This is a genomic window from Alterinioella nitratireducens (assembly GCF_013155465.1).
Classification (GTDB): Bacteria; Pseudomonadota; Alphaproteobacteria; order Rhodobacterales; family Rhodobacteraceae; genus Alterinioella; species Alterinioella nitratireducens.
Genome location: NZ_JABJVX010000006.1, coordinates 88,782 through 106,697 on the forward strand (window position 1 = coordinate 88,782; position 17,916 = coordinate 106,697).

Here is a 17,916-nt window from a genome sequence, read left to right on the forward strand (position 1 = left end):
GTTTTTTTGATGCGCCTGACATGTCCCAATTGCAGCGCCCGCTACGAGGTCGACGACAGCCTGGTCCCGCCCGAAGGGCGCGACGTGCAATGCTCCAACTGCGCCACGACGTGGTTCCAGCCCGGCAACCGGTCCCGGATGGAGGAGGTTGAGGCGGACAGCGGCGAGACGGAGATTGTCGCGTCCGAGCCTGCCCGCCCGGTGCGTGACGGCCCGACGCGCCGCGAGTTGGACCCCGCGATCCGTGACCTCCTGAACGAGGAGCGCGAGCGCGAGGAACAGCTGCGCCGGGGCGCGTCGGCGATGGAATCGCAAGAGGAGATGGCGCTGGAAGACCCGGACGCGCCCGAGCCCGCCTCGGAACCCGCAGCCCCCGAGGACGAGGACGAGGACACCGAAACGCTGGCAGCCCTCAGGGCGGCAACGGCGGTCGGAACGGCCAGCGCGGCCCCGTCCGGGCGCGATCTGCTGCCCGATATCGAGGAAATCAACTCGACCCTGCGTGCGACCACGGATCGCAACGCCCAGGATCAGGACGCCTCGGATATCGAGACGATGGAGGAATTGCCGCGCCGCAGGCGGGGGTTCCGGATCGGTCTGCTGTTGATGCTGCTGATCGGGGCGGCGGCGGTTGCCGCCTATGCCTATGCGCCCGATATCGCAGAGGCCGTGCCGCAGGCCGAACCGATGATGACGGCCTATGTCGCGCAGGTGGACGCGGCGCGCTTATGGCTGGATGACGTGATGCAGGGGCTGGCCGAGCGGCTGAGCAGCACCGCCGGGGAAGGCTGACCGGCTGCTCCTCGACCGCTGACGCGCTCTCCTCGCTTATCGCGGGCCGGTGGCGAAGCGGTCCAGCAGGCGGCGCAGATATTCCAGCTCCACATCGGGCCGGGTCTGATCGGCCGAGCGGCGGCGGATTTCATCCAGCAGGTCGCGCGCCCGGCGGAAGGCTTCCTCGCGTTCCTCGTAGCTCTGATCGGTGCCCATCGAGCCATTGTTGCCCGCCTGCCGCCCGAGCGGATCCTCCAGCGGGCGTTCGCCCTGCATGTTGCCCTCGGCCTGGCCCTGTCCGGGGTCTTCGCCTTCCTCGATCTCGGCCAGCGCCCGGCCCAGTTCTTCCATGCCCTCGCGCAGGCCCTCCATCGCCTCGGACTGGCTGTCCAGCGCCTCGGCGAGGTCGCCGCGCTCCAGTTCCTCGATGGCGTCGCGCATGGCGCGGTTGGCTTCCTCCAGACGGCGCAAAGCCTCTTCGCCGCCCGGTGTGCCGCGTCCGGGTAGGTTCTGCGCCTGCTCGCGCAGTTGCTCACGCAACTGGCGCTGACGTTCGGCCAACGTGCCCTGATCGGCCTCGCCGCCCTCGGCATTGCCCTGCTGGCCGCCTTCTGGCGTCTGACCATCGGGTGCGGGGGCGTTCGGGTTGAAGCGTTCCTGCAGATCGCGGAAGGTCTCGTCGGCCAGCCCCTGCTGATCGCGGAGCGAGTTCTGCAAACCTTCCATCGCCTCCTGCCCCGGCGATTGCGGCCCGTTCGGATCGCTGCCGTTTTGCGACATCTGCATGTTTTCCATCATCTCGCGCAGCGCATCCAGAAGCTCCTGCGCCTCGGCCATGCGGCCCTGCTGCATCAACTCCTCGATGCGCTCCATCATCTCTTCGAGGTCGGCGCGGCTGATCTCCATGCTTTCGCCTTCGCGATCCGGCTCATCGGTGCCGTCTCCGGGCTCCATGTTGTCGGCCAGTTCCTGCATGTAGTCATCCATCGCCTCACGCAGTTCCTGCATGAGTTGGGCGATTTCCTCGTCGCTCGCCCCTTGCCGCATCGCCTCCTCCAGCCGGTCCTGGGCGCGGCGCAGGCGTTCCAGCGCATCGGCCAGGTCGCCCTCCTCGATCACCAGCGCCACTTCCCAGAGCATCTCGGCCACCTGGTCGCGGGTCTCCAGCGAGACGGAATCGCCCGCCTCAAGCCGCCGGATCGCCACGCGCACCATGCGATAGGCGTTCTCGTCATCGAACAAGTCTTCACCCCGATACGTGATCGCGCGCAAAAGCTGCGCCACGCGCGGCGCGTTTTCGCGCGACCAGAGCAGATCGCGGCGCATTTCCACCAGCGCATTCGCCAGCGGATCAAAGAAACGGCGGCCCGGAAGGCGGTCGACGGTGATCTCCTCCTGGCCCAACTGGCCTGCGTCATCCTCGACGGTCAGGGTCAGGCGCACGGGCAGGTTGGCGAAGGGATGTTCCGACAGGTCCTCGACCAGGATCTCGGTAAACTCGGCGCGGTCGCCGGAAAACGGCAGCGGCAGCTCCAGCGACAGCGGTTCGCGCGGTTCGGGATCGACGCTGAGCCCATAGCGCCGGTCGGCGCGGTCCGGGGCCAGCGCGATCAGGACATGGCCACCCGCGATGCCGTAATCGTCCCGCGCGTCATAGGTCATCTGCACCGATCCCGGCGGCACGCCCGACAGCGGCTCGGCCATGGTGACGCTTGGCGGCTGGTCCTCGATCATGGTGATCTGCCAACTGCGCGGATTGACGCCCGCGATACTGAGATCACCGCTTTGTTGCAGGGTGAACTGGCGCGACAGCACGTCCTCGCCGGGGGGCACCACGCCGGGATGCAGGGACTGCGACACGTCGATCTGGCCGGGATCGCCATAGAGCCGCAACGTGATGCGCGAGCCTGCGGGGGCCTCGAACGCGGCGGCTTCGATATCGTTGAGGTAGAGCGACGGCAGCCCGGTATAAAGCGGCGGTTCGACCCAACCTTCCCAGCTGGGGCCGCCTGTCGGCTGGGTCTCAACACCCGCGATGGCCTCGCCCACTTCGGCCACCTTCCAGATCGTGCCGAACAAGAGCGCCATGGCGAAGGCGGTAATGGCAAGGAAGCGCAGGCCGTAGGGGTCACGGTCATTGACACGCAGGTCCGGCAGCGGCGCGCGGGCCGAACTCGTGCGTGCGGCCATGCGGGCGATATGAACCTCCCACACGGTCATCGCCTGGGGGTCGCCCGCGCCGATCGCGGGATGGTCGATCAGCGCCGAAATGGGCCGTCCCGGCAGGGTCGCGTCCAGCCGTTCCAGCGCCTCGGCCCGCGTCGGCATCCGAAAGCGGCGGTAGCCCGAGACACAGGCCCAAAGGAGCGCCAGGACGATGACCGCCAGCAGAGCCCACAGAACCTGCTGCGCGAGAGCCTCGGCCAGACCGAAGGCAACCCCCGCCAAACCGGCGATCAGGATCGTCCAGATCGGCCAATAGGCGCGCACGAATCGCTCGGCGATCATGCCGGTGCGGGTCAGGCGCAGCGGCCAGACCAGCCGATCCAACGCGGCGCGCTTGGTGGGATGTGTGTCGGTCATGCGACCTTTCGGGTTGCGCCCTGCGAGAGGCGGGGTGGGTTCATAGCCACTTTGGCAGAATATCGCGGTTTATCATCTCGTCAAATGTCGGGCGGGCCCGAATGACGGCGAATTGATCGTCTTTGACCAAAATCTCGGGGATCAGCGGCCTCGTGTTGTATTCCGAGGCCATCACGGCGCCGTAAGCCCCCGCCGAGCGGAAGGCCACGAGGTCGCCCGCCGCAAGGGGCGGCATATCCCTCGCCCTGGCGAAAGTGTCGCCGCTTTCGCAGACCGGGCCGACGATGTCATAGGGCCGCTGATCGGTGCCGGGGCTAGTTTCGACCACAGGGTCGATATCGTGATAGGCGCCATACATGGCGGGGCGGATGAGGTCGTTCATCGCCGCGTCCAGGATCAGGAAATCGCGCCCCTCGCCCTCCTTCACATAGATCACCTGCGTCACCAGGAGCCCCGCATTGCCCGCGATGAGGCGTCCCGGCTCGATCTCGACCTCGACGTCAAGATCACCGACGCAAGCCTTGATCAGCGCGCCGTATTCGGTGGGCAGGGGCGGGGCCGAGTTCGACCGCGCATAGGGAATGCCAAGCCCGCCACCAAGGTCGAGGCGGCGAATATCATGGCCTTCGGCACGCAGGGTGCGGGTGAGGTCCGCGACCTTGCGGTAAGCCTGCTCGAACGGCTCCAGCTCTACCAACTGGCTGCCGATATGCACGTCGATGCCGACCACCTCCAGCCCCGGCAGGCGGGCGGCCTCGGCATAGACCTCGACCGCGCGGGCGATGGGGATGCCGAATTTGTTCTCGGATTTGCCGGTGGCGATCTTTTCATGCGTGCGGGCGTCCACATCGGGATTCACGCGGATGGTGATGGGCGCGGTCACGCCCAAATCGCTGGCCACCTGCGAAAGGGCCCGCATCTCCGGCTCGCTCTCGACATTGAACTGGCGCACGCCGCCCCTCAGCGCCATCTCCATCTCGGCCCGCGTCTTGCCGACCCCTGAAAAGACGATCTTTTCCGGCGGGCATCCGGCGGCGATCGCGCGGGCATATTCGCCGCCCGAAACCACATCCATGCCCGCGCCAAGCCCGGCCAGCAGCGTGAGCACGGCCTGGTTGGAATTGGCCTTCATCGCGTAGCAGACGGTGTTGTCGATCCCCTCCAGCGCGTCCTTGAAGAGGCGGTAGTGCCGTTCCAGCGTGGCGGTGGAATAGACGTAGAAGGGCGTGCCGACGGCCTCGGCGATCTCCGCGATGGCGACGTCTTCGGCGTGCAGGTGGCCGTTGCGATAAAGGAAATGGTCCATGGGGCTTGGGCTCTTTCGGGGATGCGCGTCGCGCAGGTAGCATCTGGCGAGGCGGAATCATAGAGAGGGTATGCGGCCGGTCGACCGGTCGCGCACGCGCGGCGTCGACGCCGCGCAAACCCCGCCCCGATCACCCCGGGCGCCGAATGGCCAGGTAGAGCGGCAAGCCGCAACTGACCCCGATGAAGAAGGTGGCGGGAATGGCGACAAGCGACCAGTAGTGGCGCTGCCGCAGGGCCTCGACCAGCACCCAGATCGTCAGCGCCGCGGCGGCGATGGTCAGATCCCAGACCAGCCCGCTGGTGGCGGCATTGGCGTGCCAGGCCTCGACCATGCCGGACAGTGACCAGCCGTTTTCGCGAAACCAACTGACGAAGTAATACATCGGCCAGATCGTGCCGATAAGGGCAAGGGCCAGGTAGATCAGGCGCATCGGGCAGACCTCCGCAGGGGACATGACGTTGCGAAACAACCTAGCCCGGACCGCCGATCCGGCAATGTGACGCTGCGCCCGTGATTGACCTGTCCCGCACGGCGCGCTACGCCTTCCCGAACCTTTTTTTCAGCGATACCGGCGGGCAGGGCCACGTCGAGCCAGGGGGAACGCAGGATGTCCGAGACGACACGCGAATCAATGGAATATGACGTTGTGATCGTCGGCGCGGGGCCTGCGGGCCTGTCTGCCGCGATCCGGTTGAAGCAGCTCGATGCCGATTTGCAGGTCGTGGTGCTGGAAAAGGGCTCGGAGGTCGGCGCGCATATCCTGTCGGGCGCGGTGCTGGACCCTTGCGGATTGGACGCGCTGATCCCCGACTGGCGCGAGCGTGGCGCCCCGATCACCGTGCCGGTGCGCGAGGATCAGTTCTATGTCCTGGGCGAGGCGGGCAGGATCCGGGTGCCGAACTGGCCGATGCCGCCGCTGATGTCGAACCACGGCAATTACATCGTCTCGATGGGCAATGTTTGCCGCTGGATGGCCGAACAGGCCGAGGAACTGGGCGTCGAGGTCTTCCCCGGCATGGCCTGTTCCGAGCTGATCTATGGGGACAATGGCGAAGTGAAGGGCGTTGTCGCGGGCGAGTTCGGCAAGAACCCCGATGGCACACCGTCGGACGCCTATGAGCCGGGGATGGAGCTGCATGGCAAATACGTCTTCATCTCCGAGGGCGTGCGCGGATCGCTGGCCAAGGAGCTGATCGCCAGATACGACCTGTCCTCGGGCCATGAGCCGCAGAAATTCGGCCTCGGCATGAAGGAAATCTGGGAGATCGACCCCGACAAGCACCGCGAGGGGCGCGTCACCCACACGATGGGCTGGCCGCTTGGCAAGAACGCGGGCGGCGGGTCGTTCATCTACCATCTCGACAACAACCAGGTCTATGTCGGATTCGTCGTTCACCTGAACTACCGGAACCCGCATCTCTACCCCTACATGGAATTCCAGCGCTTCAAGCATCACCCGATGGTGGCGGAGCTGCTGGAGGGCGGCAAACGCGTGGCTTACGGCGCGCGGGCGATCACCGAGGGCGGCTATCAGTCAATGCCGAAAATGGTGTTCCCGGGCGGCGCGCTGCTTGGCTGTTCCGTCGGCATGGTCAACGTGCCGCGCATCAAGGGCAACCACAACGCGATGCTGTCGGGCAAGGCGGCGGCGGAAGCGGCCTTTGAGGCGATCAGCGCGGGCCGGTCGTCGGATGAGCTGACCAGCTACGAGACCGAGGTGCGCCAGGGCGCCATCGGCAAGGACCTGAAAAAGGTGCGCAACGTCAAGCCGATGTGGTCGAAATGGGGGCTGACGCCGTCGCTGATCCTTGGCGGCTTCGACATGTGGACCAACAACCTGCTTGGCCTGTCGATCTTCGGCACCATGAAACACGGCAAGACGGATGCCGAGGCCACCGAACTGGCCGACAAGCACCAGCCCATCGACTACCCGCGCCCCGATGGCAAGATCAGCTTCGACCGGCTGACCAATGTCTCGTTCTCGATGACCAATCACGAGGAGAGCCAGCCCTGCCACCTGACCCTCAAGGATCCGTCGGTGCCGATCGAGGTCAACCTGCCGAAATACGCCGAACCGGCGCAGCGTTACTGCCCGGCGGGGGTCTATGAGGTCGTGGACGGCAATTTCGTCATCAACTTCCAGAACTGCGTGCATTGCAAGACCTGCGACATCAAGGATCCGAGCCAGAACATCAACTGGGTCACGCCGCAGGGGGGCGACGGGCCGAACTATCCCAATATGTGACCCGCGCGCGGCCCGGTCGGGGGCGCCTGTCATCACTTCCCCATCAGCAGCGCGGAAATCGGGCCTGCCGGGGCGTCGCCCGCATTGCCTCGCCCCGCGCGGCCCCCTAGACTCGCGGCTGTGTCTGAGCAGGAGAGTTTGATGCGCATCTTCACCCGTCTGGCCTTGATCGCCGGTATCGGCCTGAGCACCCCGGCCATCGGTCAGGTGACCGTGCAACTGGACTTCGCCGGTCCCTACCTGGCCGCGCGCCATGCCGCCCTGCAGGGCGATCACCGCGTCGCGGCGGAATATTTCCTCGAGGTGCTGTCAGGCGATCCCGAGAATCACGTGCTGCGCGGCGATGCGATGCTGGCGCTGGCCGCCGTGGGCGACTGGAACCGCGCCAGCGCTTTGGCGGCAGAGCTGCCCGCCGAAATGGAGGGGCGCGAGTTTGCCGACCTGATCCTGCAGATCGCCCGCATCCGCGATGGCAACCTGGCCGGGGCCTCCGAGGCTATCGCCGAACAGCGCGGCGCCGGTCCGCTGGTCGATCCGATGCTGGCCGGGTGGCTGTTCCTGGGCGAGGGCGACATGAGCCGCGCCACCGAAACCTTCGTGAGCATCATCGAAAGCAACAGCCCGATTGCGGGCCTCGTGCCCTACCAACTGGCCCTGGCGCGCGCCTCGGTCGGCGATTTCGAGGGCGCGGATCGGATCTTCTCGGGCGAGGAATACGGACCGCTTCAGGTCAGCAGCCGGGGCCTGCGCGCCCATGCGCAGGTTCTGGTGCAACTGGACCGGCACGAGGACGCGCTGGAGCTTCTGGACACCGCGCTTGAACGCAATGGCGACCAGAGCCTTGTCGTGCTGCGCGCATCCATCGCCGAGAACCCGACCCGGCCCTATGATTTCATCACCACCCCGCAGGAGGGGATGGCCGAGGTTCTGTTCAACCTCTCCCGCGCGCTCGGCACCGAGGCGGGCACGACCCTGCCCCTGATCTACGCCCGCGCGGCCCATGTCATCGACCCCGAGCATGTCCATTCCCTGCTGCTGGCCGCCGATATCCTGGCCGAGACCGGGCAATACGTGCTGGCCGAGGAGACCTACGCCCAGGTCCCGCGCGAGAACCCGCTTTTCGTCGATGCCGAACTGGGCCGCTCCGAGGCGCTGTTCCAGATGGACCGCACCGATGCCGCCGTCGAGGTCTTGAGCGCGCTGGTGCGCGACTACCCCGCGATTGCCTCGGTCCACACCGCGCTTGGCGATGTGCTGCGGCGTCTCGAACGCTACGCAGGGGCCGTCACCGCCTATTCCGACGCGCTGGACCTTGTCGATCGCAGCCGCGAACGGACCTGGTTCCTCTACTACGCGCGCGGCATCAGCTATGACAACCTGGAGCAATGGGAAGAGGCCGAGGCCGATTTCCGCGCCGCGCTTGAGCTGTCGCCCGGTCAACCCAACGTGCTGAATTACCTCGGCTATTCCCTTGTGGAACAGCGCCGCAACCTTGACGAGGCGCTGGACATGATCGAACGCGCCGTAACGGCCCGGCCGACCAGCGGCTATATCGTCGATTCGCTCGGCTGGGTATTCTACCGGCTTGGCCGTTACGAGGAGGCCGTGGACCCGATGGAACGCGCGGTGGAGCTTCTGCCCAACGATTCCATCGTCAACGACCATCTCGGCGATGTCTACTGGATGGTCGGGCGCGAGCGCGAAGCACGGTTCCAGTGGAGCCGCGCCCTCTCGTTCGGTCCGGAACCCGCCGAGGCCGCCCGCATCCGCCGCAAGCTGGATGTGGGGCTCGACGCCGTGCTGGCCGAGGAAGAGGAGAGCGGCGGCCAGTGATCGTCGAAAGGGCGCCCGCCAAGATCAACCTGGCGCTGCATGTGACCGGCCTGCGGACGGACGGGTATCACCTGCTCGACTCGCTGGTGGTGTTTGCCGATTGCGGGGATGTGTTGCGGTTTGAACCGGCGCAGAGGCTGACGCTGGAGGTGACCGGCCCGATGGCCAAGGGCGTGCCGACGGGGGCGGCGAACCTGATCCTGCGGGCGGCGGGACTGTTCGGACCGGACAAGGGCGCGCGGATCACGCTGGAGAAACACCTGCCCCATGCGGCGGGGATTGGCGGCGGGTCGGCGGACGCCGCGGCGGCCCTGCGCGGCCTGTCGCGACTCTGGGGCCTGCCATTGCCTGCGCCGGAGGCGCTCCTCTCTCTCGGGGCCGATGTGCCGGTCTGCCTGTCCCCGGCGCCGCAGATCATGTCCGGCATCGGTGAACGCCTGACCCCCGCCCCCGCCCTGCCCGCATGTCACGCGGTCCTGGTCAACCCGCGCGTTGCGGTGCCCACGGGGCCGGTCTTTGCCGGATTGGCGCGCAAGGAGAACGCGCCATTGGAAGCACCGGATTGGCAGGGTTTCACCGGGTTTGTCACGTGGCTGGCCCGGCAACGCAACGATCTGGAGTCGCCCGCCCGCGCATTTGCGCCCGCGATCGGTCAGGCGCTGGACGCGCTGACAGGCGAAGACGTGCCCCTGGCGCGGATGAGCGGCTCGGGCGCCACCTGTTTCGGGCTGTGCGAAACACAGGCACAGGCCGATGCCACCGCCGGTCGTATCGCGGCGCAAAACCCTGGTTGGTGGGTTCGCTCCGCGCCGATCCTCAGCTGACCCGCGCCACCACGAAATCCGCCAGTTCCGACAGCATGTCGCACAAGGGATGTTCCGGCACCTGCGCCAGCGCGGCCTTGGCATCATTGGCATGGCGCAGCGCCTCATCGCGGGTTTCTTCCAACGTGCCATGGGACTGCATCAACCGCAGGGCCTGTTCCAGATCGCCCGCGCGCTGGTCGCCCTTCTCGATCACGCGGGACCAGAAGGCACGTTCCTCCGCGCCCGCCTTCGCCACCGCCTTGATCACCGGCAGGGTCAGCTTGCGTTCGCGGAAATCGTCGCCGGTATTCTTGCCCATAGCCCCCGATGCGCCACCGTAATCCAGCAGGTCATCGACAATCTGAAAGCTCATGCCAAGCGCATCGCCATAGCGCGCCAGCGCCGTGACCTGCGCCTCGGGCGCGCCCGCGATGACGCCGCCCACTTGCGTTGCCGCCTCGAACAGCGCCGCCGTCTTGCCCCGGATCACCTGGGCATAGACCGCCTCGGTGGTGCCGAGGTTCTGCGCCGCCGTCAATTGCAGCACCTCGCCCTCGGCAATCGTGGCCGAGGCATTGGCGAGGATATCCAGCACCCGCAGCGACCCGGTTTCGACCATCAACTGGAACGAGCGCGCAAACAGGTAGTCGCCGACCAGCACGCTGGACTTGTTGTCCCATAGCAGGTTCGCCGTCGGCCGCCCGCGCCGCTGGCCGCTTTCATCGACCACGTCGTCATGCAGAAGCGTCGCGGTGTGGATGAACTCGACCGTCGCGGCCAGCTTGCGGTGATCCTCGCCTGTGTAGCCGCAGATGCGCGCGGCGGCCAGCGTCATCATCGGGCGGATGCGCTTGCCGCCCGCCTCGACCAGATGGGCGGTCACTTCGGGAATGCGCGGCGCGTGCTCCGAGGCCATGCGCGTGCGGATCAGCGCATTCACCGCCTCCATATCCTCGGCCAGGTAGTCCCTCAGCCGGTCATGGGGCCGGGTTGCAGCATCCGCCAAGCTCATGTCCCGTTCATCCTTCTCTCGACAAGCGGGGCCGTTCCGCCTATCTGCCTTTCCATGAAAGAGCTTATGCGCAGCACGGACCCGACCTTGATTGCCTTTGCCACGGCGCTCCTGTCGGGCGAGGATATAGAGGTCTTCGTGTTGGACGTCCATATGAGCGTGCTGGAAGGCTCCATCGGCATTTTGCCGCGCCGGATGATGGTGCGGGCCGAGGATCACGCCGCCGCCGAGCGCGTGCTTCTGGACAATGACATCCCCTTTGGCCGTGACTGAGGACGACCTGACGCGGGACGCCTTCCTGGGCGGGCGGGTCATGGCGTGGCAACCCAGGCACGGGTATCGCGCCGCGATGGACCCGGTGCTGCTGGCGGCCAGCATCGAGGCGCGGGCCGGGGACAGCGTGCTGGAGCTTGGCTGTGGCGTCGGGGTCGCCTCGCTCTGCCTTGCCGCGCGGGTGCCGGGGCTGAGGCTGACGGGGGTGGAGCGGCAGGCAGACTATGCCGACCTGGCCCGGCGCAATGCGGGCGATGCGATGCAGGTGGTGACCGCCGACCTGACCGACCTGCCCGCCGATCTGCGCCAGCTGACATTCGACCACGTCATCGCCAACCCGCCCTATTACGCATCCGGTGGCGGCACCGGGGCACGCGATCCGGGGCGCGAGGCCGCGCTGCGCGAGGAGACCGCGCTGGCCGACTGGATCGCGGTTGCGCGGCGCAGGTTGCGGCCCAGGGGCTGGCTGACGCTGATCCATGCGGCGGACCGGCTGCCGGAGACCCTGGCGGCACTTGCTCACGGCTTCGGGGCCATCGCCATCCGCCCCCTTGCGCCGCGCCGGAACCGGCCCGCGAACCGCGTCCTGATCCGGGCCCGCAAGGACGCCCGCACCCCCGCCACGCTGCTGGCCCCGCTGGTCCTGCATGAGGGCGCGGCGCATGTCTCGGACGGGGACGATCACAGCGCCATCGCCCGCGCGATCCTGCGCGACGCCGCCCCCCTGACCTGGTCCTGACCGGCACAGGATTGCCGGTTTGTGACAGTTCTATGAAGCTAATGCGTGACAGAAGCGCCAAGCTGTGCTTCGCTGGTGGGGCCCCAAGTTTCACAAACAGAGAGGAGAATTGAATGTCCGTAGGTGCTCATCTTCAGGAACTGAAGAAGAAACATGAGACCCTCTCGAAACAGGTCGAGGAAGCGCAACGCAGTCCGGGAACGGACGACATCAAGATCCAGAACCTCAAGAAACAGAAGCTCCGGCTGAAGGAAGAAATCACGCGACTCGACAGCTGAGGACGTGCCTTGATGGCCGATAACCAAAGACACTGAAACGCAAAAACGGCCGAGCGATGTGATCGCCCGGCCGAATTTTCTTGATCGGCGATGGTCGATCAGCTGAAGAACTGCGCCCCGTTGGCCGAGATGGTCGAGCCATTGACGAACCCGGCCTCGTCCGAGACCAGGAAGGCCACGCAGCGCGCGATCTCTTCCGGTTCGCCGAGCCGACCCGCGGGGATCTGGCCGATGATGGATTCGCGCACCTTTTCCGGCACCGCCATGACCATTTCGGTCGCGATATAGCCGGGGGCCACCACGTTGGCCGTGATGCCCGCGCGCGCGCCTTCCTGCGCCAGACTGCGCACGATGCCGATATCGCCCGCCTTTGTCGCGGCATAGTTGACCTGCGCGAACTGCCCCTTCTGGCCGTTGACCGAAGAGATCACGACCACGCGCCCGAACTTGCGTTCGCGCATTCCGGGCCAGACCGGATGGATGGTGTTGAAGACACCGGTCAGGTTGGTGTCGATCACCTCTTTCCACTGCTCCGGCGACATCTTGTGAAACGGCGCATCGCGGGTGATGCCCGCATTGGCGACGACGATCTCGATCGGGCCGAGATCGGCCTCGACCTGTTCGATGCCCGCCTTTGAGCTGTCGTAATCGGCGACATTCCACTTGTAGGTCTTGATACCGGTTTCATCGGTGAACTTCCTGGCGGCCTCGTCATTGCCGGCATAGGTCGCGGCGACGGTATAGCCCTCGGCCTGAAGTTTCTTGGAAATGGCTTCGCCGATACCGCGGCTGCCGCCTGTGACGAGTGCTACTCTTGCCATGAAATTTCTCCATTCATCCCTGTTGGTCCAGTAACTCTGTTACGCGACGAGCAATCCGAGCGCAACAAAGTTACCGCGCCGCAATGCCAAAATCTCGGTGAAGCCGGTGCCGGGGGGCGTATCTGCACCCCGGCGCGGAACTTGCCGATATGTTACGGGCGTTCGACGCAGAGCGCGACACCCATGCCGCCGCCGATGCACAGCGTGGCGAGGCCCTTCTTGGCGTCGCGGCGCTGCATTTCGAACAGCAACGTGTTGAGGACGCGCGCGCCCGAGGCCCCGATCGGGTGCCCGATGGCTATCGCGCCGCCATTGACGTTCACGATGGACGGATCCCATCCCATGTCCTTGTTCACGGCGCAGGCCTGCGCGGCGAAGGCCTCATTGGCCTCGACGAGGTCCAGATCGTCGACCGACCAACCGGCCTTTTCCAGCGCCTTGCGGCTGGCATAGATCGGGCCGACGCCCATGATCGACGGGTCCAGACCGGCGGTGGCATAGGAGGCGATGCGCGCCAGCGGGTTGATCCCCCGCTTCTCGGCCTCATCGGCGCTCATCAACAGGACGCCAGCGGCACCGTCGTTCAGGCCCGAGGCGTTGGCGGCGGTGACCGAGCCGTCCTTGGTGAAGGCGGGGCGCAGTTTCTGCATCGCCTCCATCGTGGCGCCGTGGCGGATGTATTCGTCGCTATCGACGGTGACATCGCCCTTGCGGCCCTTGATGGTGAAGGGGACGATCTCATCCTGGAACTTGCCTGCCTTCTGGGCGGCTTCGGCCTTGTTCTGGGAGGCGACGGCGAATTCGTCCTGCTGGTCGCGGGAAATCTGCCACTTCTCGGCGACGTTCTCGGCGGTTTGACCCATGTGATAGCCGTTGAACGCGTCCCACAGGCCGTCCTTGATCATGGTGTCGATATATTTCATGTCGCCCATCTTCTGACCCTGGCGCAGCGGGGCCGCATGGGGCGACATCGACATGTTCTCCTGCCCGCCCGCGGCGATGATCGAGGCATCGCCCAACATGATGTGCTGCGCACCGAGCGCCACGGCCCGCAGGCCGGACCCGCAGACCTGGTTGATGCCCCAGGCGGCGGATTCCTTGGGGAAACCGGCGTTGATATGGGCCTGGCGGGCGGGGTTCTGGCCCTGCGCGGCGGTCAGGACCTGGCCCAGGATGGTCTCGGAGACCTCGGATTTATCGACGCCCGCACGCTCCACCAGCGCGTTGAGGACGGTGGTGCCCAGATCATGGGCGGGGGTGTTTGCGAAGGCGCCGAGGAAACTTCCCACGGCGGTGCGGGCGGCAGAGGCGATAACGACATTCGTCATGTCAGATCCTTTTCGGTTGGTCGGTGCTGTCCATGCGGCGCGGGGCCTGTCGGAGCAGCGTAAACAAGTTGTCCCGACCGTCATAGGACGTCGGGGAAGGCTTCTCAACTGACACGGTGTCTCAGAAGCGGGGCGGTCTCAACCGATAATGGGGATGGGGTCACTGACGGGCGGCGGATACCGGCCTGTCCGAGCGGGATGCGGGGGGCTATCGCCGGGCGGATTTCAGGTGTTTGGGGGCCAGCCAGGGCGGCGACAGGCTCGGTGCGCCGAAGAGGTATCCTTGCAGGCAGTCGATGCCATTGGCGGCAAGCCAGGCGGCTTCCTCGGGCCGTTCGACCGATTCGGCGACCGTGAACATGTCGAAATGCCCGGCAATCGAGATCAGCGCCTGCATCAGAACCTGGTTGTTCGGGTCTTCCTGCACGGCGCGGATGAACTGCCCGTCGATCTTGACGATGTCGAAATAGAAATCCTTGAGATAGCGGAAGGCGGTGTGCCCGGCCCCGAAATCGTCCAGCGCGAAGGTGATCCCCTTGTCCTGCAATTCGCCCATGAAGGCGGTCACAAGCTCCGGCATCTGCATGGCCGAGCTTTCGGTGATCTCCAGGATCAGCCGTTCGGCCACTTGCGGATCGTGGGCGATGGTGCGGGTCAGGATCTGTTTCCATTGCGGATAGCCGATGGAACGGGCCGACATGTTGATCGACAGCCGCAGCCCCGGCACCTGCTTCAGGGCGCGCAGCCCCGCCCGCAGCGCGGCGCAATCGATCAGCCGCCCGAGATCCTGGTTTTCCACCGCGCCCATGAAGTCGCGCGCCGGGATCACCCGCCCGGTTTCATCCAGAATACGGATCAGCCCCTCATAGAAGGCGACGGATTTGCCGTTTCCCGCCTGCACCACCGGTTGATAGGCCAGCGCCGTGTCGCCGCGTTCCAATGCTGCGCGCACCATGGCCAGCGTGCCCCGGTCGCGGTGGTCCACGGCCACGGCCAAGGGGCTTTCCACACCCGCATCGACCAGTTCCTCGTGTTTGCGCCCCCGCATGCCTGCCTCCTTGATCGCATCATAGGCCACCCTGCCTCGCCACGCGTTAAGGCATGGTGAATGTGCGCATTTTGTTCTATTTTGTCTCAACTGGTCGGGAATCGGAATTGTGGAAGGAAATCAGGATGGTGAGCGATGCAGGCTGCACATGGCCGGGCGATGATCCGTTCTACCGCGCCTATCACGACGAGGAATGGGGCGTGCCCGAGCGCGACAGCCGCGCCCTCTTTGAGAAGCTGATTCTCGACGGGTTCCAGGCGGGTCTCAGCTGGATCACCATCCTGCGCAAGCGCGAGAATTTCCGCGACGCCTTTGCCGGGTTCGACCCCGATATCATCGCCACCTGGGGCGAGGCCGAGGTAACGCAGCTCTTGCAGAACCCCGGCATCATCCGCCATCGCGGCAAGATCGAGGCCACGATCGGCAATGCCCGCGCCTGGCAGAAGATCGAGGCGGATCAGGGCTTTGACCGCTTCCTGTGGGATTATGTCGGCGGCACGCCGATCCAGAATGCCTGGGCCACCATGGCCGATGTGCCCGCTTTCACGCCGCTCTCGACGCGAATCTCGAAGGATCTGAAGAAGGCCGGGTTCAGGTTTTGCGGCCCCACCATCGTCTATGCGTTCATGCAGGCCGTGGGCATGGTGAACGACCATATCACCACCTGCCCGCGCCATGCGGAATGCGCGGCGCTGGCCTAATCGTCCTGCCCTGACTGCCCTGACTGCCCTGACCAGGCGCGCAGGAAGGCCAGCGTCTCGTCGCTCGCCCAATCGGCATCGCCGCGCAGGCGCCCGACCTCCTGCCCCTCGGGGTCCAGCAACACCGTGACAGGCAAGCTCAGCACCCCCATCTGGCGCGACATGGTCTGGCGCGGATCGAGATAGATCGGCAGATCGGTAATCCCCCCCGCCTCGAAAAACCGGTTGATCGCGGGTATCGGATTGCGGCCTGTGGCGATTGTGACGACGCGGAACCCCTCGCCGCCAAGCGTCTGCTGCAACCTGTTCAGCGATGGCATTTCCACCCGGCAGGGCGCGCACCAGGTGGCCCAGAAATTCAGCACGACATATTGGCCCGCGAAGGCGTCCAGCCCCATCTCGTTGCCCTCCGCATCGGTGAAACGGACCGCGCCGGGGTCGACCGCCTCCTCGTGCAGCAGCATCGCGCGCATGTCACCCTGCAACAGATCCTCGTGCCCCTCGGCGGCGGCGGCATTTGCACCCATCCCCAAGGCAAGGTAGAGCACGGCAAGACGCAATCCGCGGGTCATCCACTATCCTTTCCGAGGTCGAGAACGCTCATGTCCAATTCCAGTTCCAACGCCATGTGGGGCGGTCGCTTCGCCGCCGGGCCAGATGCGATCATGGAAGCCATCAACGCCTCGATCGGCTTCGACAAGCGCCTGGCGCGGCAGGATATCGACGGCTCGCTGGCCCATGCGGCGATGCTGGCGCAGGCGGGTATCATTACCGATAGCGATGCGGCGGCGATCAAGGAAGGGCTGCTCACGGTCTTGTCAGAAATCGAGGGCGGGACATTCGCGTTCTCCACCGCGCTGGAGGACATCCACATGAACGTGGAGGCACGGCTGAAAGAGGTGATCGGCGACCCGGCAGGGCGGCTTCATACCGGGCGCTCGCGCAATGACCAGGTGGCGACGGATTTCAGGCTCTGGGTGCGGGACCAGGCGGATGCGGCCATGGAGGGCTTGAGCGCCCTGATGCGCGCGCTTGTGGCGCAGGCCGAGGCGGGGGCGACCTGGGTCATGCCCGGTTTCACCCATCTGCAAACCGCGCAGCCGGTGACCTGGGGCCATCACATGCTGGCCTATGTCGAGATGTTCGCCCGCGACCGCGCCAGGATGCACGATGCGCGGGCGCGGATGAACGAATGTCCCCTCGGGGCCGCCGCGCTGGCCGGCACGTCCTTCCCCATCGACCGCGAGGCGACGGCCCGCGCGCTCGGCTTTGACCGGCCCATGGCCAATTCGCTCGATGCCGTCAGCGACCGCGATTTCGCGCTGGAGTTCCTGTCGTCGGCCACGATCTGCGCCATGCATCTCAGCCGGTTCGCGGAAGAGCTTGTGATCTGGTCCTCGGCGCAGTTCCGTTTCGTCACGCTGTCGGATCGCTTCTCCACCGGCTCCTCGATCATGCCGCAGAAGAAGAACCCCGACGCGGCCGAGCTGATCCGCGCCAAGATCGGGCGCATCCTGGGGGCGAATGTGGCGCTGCTGACGGTGATGAAGGGCCTGCCCTTGGCCTATTCCAAGGACATGCAGGAGGACAAGGAGCAGGTCTTTGACGCCGCCGACAACCTGATGCTGGCGCTCGCCGCGATGACGGGGATGGTGTCGGACATGACCGCCAACCGCGAGAGCCTGGAGGCGGCGGCGGCCAGCGGGTTTTCCACCGCCACCGATCTGGCCGACTGGCTGGTGCGCACGCTGGACATGCCGTTCCGCGAGGCGCATCATGTCACCGGCGCGCTGGTCAAGCTGGCCGAGGATGCGGGCTGCGACCTGCCCGATCTGACACTCGATCAGATGCAGGGCGTGCATGGCGCGATCACCGCGGACGTGTTCGACGTGCTCGGCGTGCATAACTCGGTCGCCTCGCGCATGTCCTATGGCGGGACCGCGCCTGCGCAGGTGCGCGCGCAGGTCGCGCGCTGGAAGGAGAGGTTGGAATGATCCGTGCAACCCTGATCGTGGCGCTGCTGATGGGGCTTTCCGCCTGCGGCGTCGATGGCCGCCCCACCCCGCCCGAACCGCGCCCGACAACCGGCATCAGCATCACCGGCACCGCCGAGATGGGGATTGTCGGCGGAAGCTGACCCCCGGCTGCGCCGGATCCACCCGATCG

General features: G+C 66.1%; 17 protein-coding genes and 2 pseudogenes. 11 read left to right on the forward strand and 8 right to left on the reverse strand.

Translation table 11 applies throughout. The annotated features are described in order from the left end of the window. Nucleotides 1–9: 9 nt before the first annotated feature. A complete protein-coding gene (locus HNS34_RS11520; RefSeq protein WP_172320219.1) occupies nt 10–792 on the forward strand; it encodes a zinc-ribbon domain-containing protein in 783 nt (260 codons plus the stop codon). A gap of 36 nt (nt 793–828) precedes the next feature. On the opposite strand, the gene HNS34_RS11525 is transcribed toward HNS34_RS11520, so the two are convergent. The 3 genes from HNS34_RS11525 to HNS34_RS11535 form a co-directional block, all read right to left on the reverse strand. Next, complete coding sequence (locus HNS34_RS11525) at nt 829–3,357, reverse strand: DUF4175 domain-containing protein (protein WP_172320220.1); 2,529 nt, start codon at nt 3,355–3,357, stop codon at nt 829–831. 40 nt (nt 3,358–3,397) lie between these two features. Next, entirely contained in the window at nt 3,398–4,663 is a 1,266-nt protein-coding gene (lysA, locus tag HNS34_RS11530) for a diaminopimelate decarboxylase (RefSeq protein ID WP_172320221.1), read from the reverse strand. A gap of 130 nt (nt 4,664–4,793) precedes the next feature. Further along, a complete protein-coding gene (locus HNS34_RS11535) occupies nt 4,794–5,096 on the reverse strand; it encodes a DUF2834 domain-containing protein (protein WP_172320222.1) in 303 nt (100 codons plus the stop codon). 177 nt (nt 5,097–5,273) lie between these two features. Between HNS34_RS11535 and HNS34_RS11540 the strand changes: the two genes are divergently transcribed. The 4 genes and pseudogenes from HNS34_RS11540 (at nt 5,274) to HNS34_RS11550 (ending at nt 9,568) form a co-directional block, all read left to right on the forward strand. Next, complete coding sequence (locus HNS34_RS11540) at nt 5,274–6,911, forward strand: electron transfer flavoprotein-ubiquinone oxidoreductase (protein WP_172320223.1); 1,638 nt, start codon at nt 5,274–5,276, stop codon at nt 6,909–6,911. 915 nt (nt 6,912–7,826) lie between these two features. Continuing rightward, nucleotides 7,827–8,213 (forward strand): annotated as a pseudogene (locus tag HNS34_RS21090) (tetratricopeptide repeat protein); the annotation flags it as partial. Between the two features lie 51 nt (nt 8,214–8,264). Next, nucleotides 8,265–8,744: pseudogene (locus tag HNS34_RS21095) on the forward strand (tetratricopeptide repeat protein); the annotation flags it as partial. Next, complete coding sequence (locus tag HNS34_RS11550; RefSeq protein ID WP_172320225.1) at nt 8,741–9,568, forward strand: 4-(cytidine 5'-diphospho)-2-C-methyl-D-erythritol kinase; 828 nt, start codon at nt 8,741–8,743, stop codon at nt 9,566–9,568. The pseudogene HNS34_RS21095 and the gene HNS34_RS11550, both read left to right, overlap by 4 nt. On the opposite strand, the gene HNS34_RS11555 is transcribed toward HNS34_RS11550, so the two are convergent. Next, a complete protein-coding gene (locus tag HNS34_RS11555) occupies nt 9,561–10,562 on the reverse strand; it encodes a polyprenyl synthetase family protein (RefSeq protein WP_172320226.1) in 1,002 nt (333 codons plus the stop codon). The genes HNS34_RS11550 and HNS34_RS11555 overlap by 8 nt on opposite strands. A gap of 54 nt (nt 10,563–10,616) precedes the next feature. On the opposite strand from HNS34_RS11555, the gene HNS34_RS11560 reads away from it, so the two are divergent. The 3 genes from HNS34_RS11560 to HNS34_RS11570 all read left to right on the forward strand — a co-directional run bounded on the left by HNS34_RS11560 (nt 10,617) and on the right by HNS34_RS11570 (nt 11,852). Further along, nucleotides 10,617–10,835: a putative signal transducing protein gene (locus HNS34_RS11560; protein WP_172320227.1), complete on the forward strand. Its 219-nt coding sequence runs from the start codon at nt 10,617–10,619 to the stop codon at nt 10,833–10,835. Beyond that, the gene (locus HNS34_RS11565; RefSeq protein ID WP_172320228.1) at nt 10,810–11,574 is read left to right on the forward strand and encodes a tRNA1(Val) (adenine(37)-N6)-methyltransferase; all 765 of its coding nucleotides are present in this window, start codon (nt 10,810–10,812) and stop codon (nt 11,572–11,574) included. The genes HNS34_RS11560 and HNS34_RS11565 overlap by 26 nt, the downstream gene beginning before the upstream one ends. Before the next feature lie 113 nt (nt 11,575–11,687). After that, nucleotides 11,688–11,852, forward strand: coding sequence for a YdcH family protein (locus tag HNS34_RS11570; RefSeq protein WP_172320229.1), 165 nt, complete (start codon nt 11,688–11,690; stop codon nt 11,850–11,852). Between the two features lie 98 nt (nt 11,853–11,950). Here HNS34_RS11570 and phbB read toward each other — a convergent pair whose 3' ends face one another. The 3 genes from phbB to HNS34_RS11585 all read right to left on the reverse strand — a co-directional run bounded on the left by phbB (nt 11,951) and on the right by HNS34_RS11585 (nt 15,049). Beyond that, on the reverse strand, nt 11,951–12,673 hold the full coding sequence (gene phbB / locus HNS34_RS11575) for an acetoacetyl-CoA reductase (RefSeq protein ID WP_172320230.1): 723 nt from the start codon (nt 12,671–12,673) through the stop codon (nt 11,951–11,953). A gap of 152 nt (nt 12,674–12,825) precedes the next feature. Beyond that, nucleotides 12,826–14,001: an acetyl-CoA C-acetyltransferase gene (locus tag HNS34_RS11580; RefSeq protein ID WP_172320231.1), complete on the reverse strand. Its 1,176-nt coding sequence runs from the start codon at nt 13,999–14,001 to the stop codon at nt 12,826–12,828. A gap of 208 nt (nt 14,002–14,209) precedes the next feature. Further along, a complete protein-coding gene (locus HNS34_RS11585) occupies nt 14,210–15,049 on the reverse strand; it encodes an EAL domain-containing protein (RefSeq protein ID WP_172320232.1) in 840 nt (279 codons plus the stop codon). Between the two features lie 125 nt (nt 15,050–15,174). On the opposite strand from HNS34_RS11585, the gene HNS34_RS11590 reads away from it, so the two are divergent. Next, nucleotides 15,175–15,750, forward strand: a complete 576-nt coding sequence (locus HNS34_RS11590; protein ID WP_172320233.1) for a DNA-3-methyladenine glycosylase I — start codon at nt 15,175–15,177, stop codon at nt 15,748–15,750. Here the strand turns inward: HNS34_RS11590 and HNS34_RS11595 are convergent. Continuing rightward, nucleotides 15,747–16,322 (reverse strand): TlpA disulfide reductase family protein, encoded by a 576-nt coding sequence (locus tag HNS34_RS11595; protein ID WP_172320234.1) that lies wholly within the window; start codon nt 16,320–16,322, stop codon nt 15,747–15,749. The two genes, HNS34_RS11590 and HNS34_RS11595, sit on opposite strands and share 4 nt — an antisense overlap. 30 nt (nt 16,323–16,352) lie before the next feature. Between HNS34_RS11595 and argH the strand changes: the two genes are divergently transcribed. Together argH and HNS34_RS11605 are read left to right on the forward strand one after the other, a co-directional pair. Then, complete coding sequence (gene argH, locus HNS34_RS11600; protein WP_172320235.1) at nt 16,353–17,744, forward strand: argininosuccinate lyase; 1,392 nt, start codon at nt 16,353–16,355, stop codon at nt 17,742–17,744. Continuing rightward, nucleotides 17,741–17,887: an argininosuccinate lyase gene (locus tag HNS34_RS11605; protein ID WP_172320236.1), complete on the forward strand. Its 147-nt coding sequence runs from the start codon at nt 17,741–17,743 to the stop codon at nt 17,885–17,887. The genes argH and HNS34_RS11605 overlap by 4 nt, the downstream gene beginning before the upstream one ends. Nucleotides 17,888–17,916: the final 29 nt, after the last annotated feature.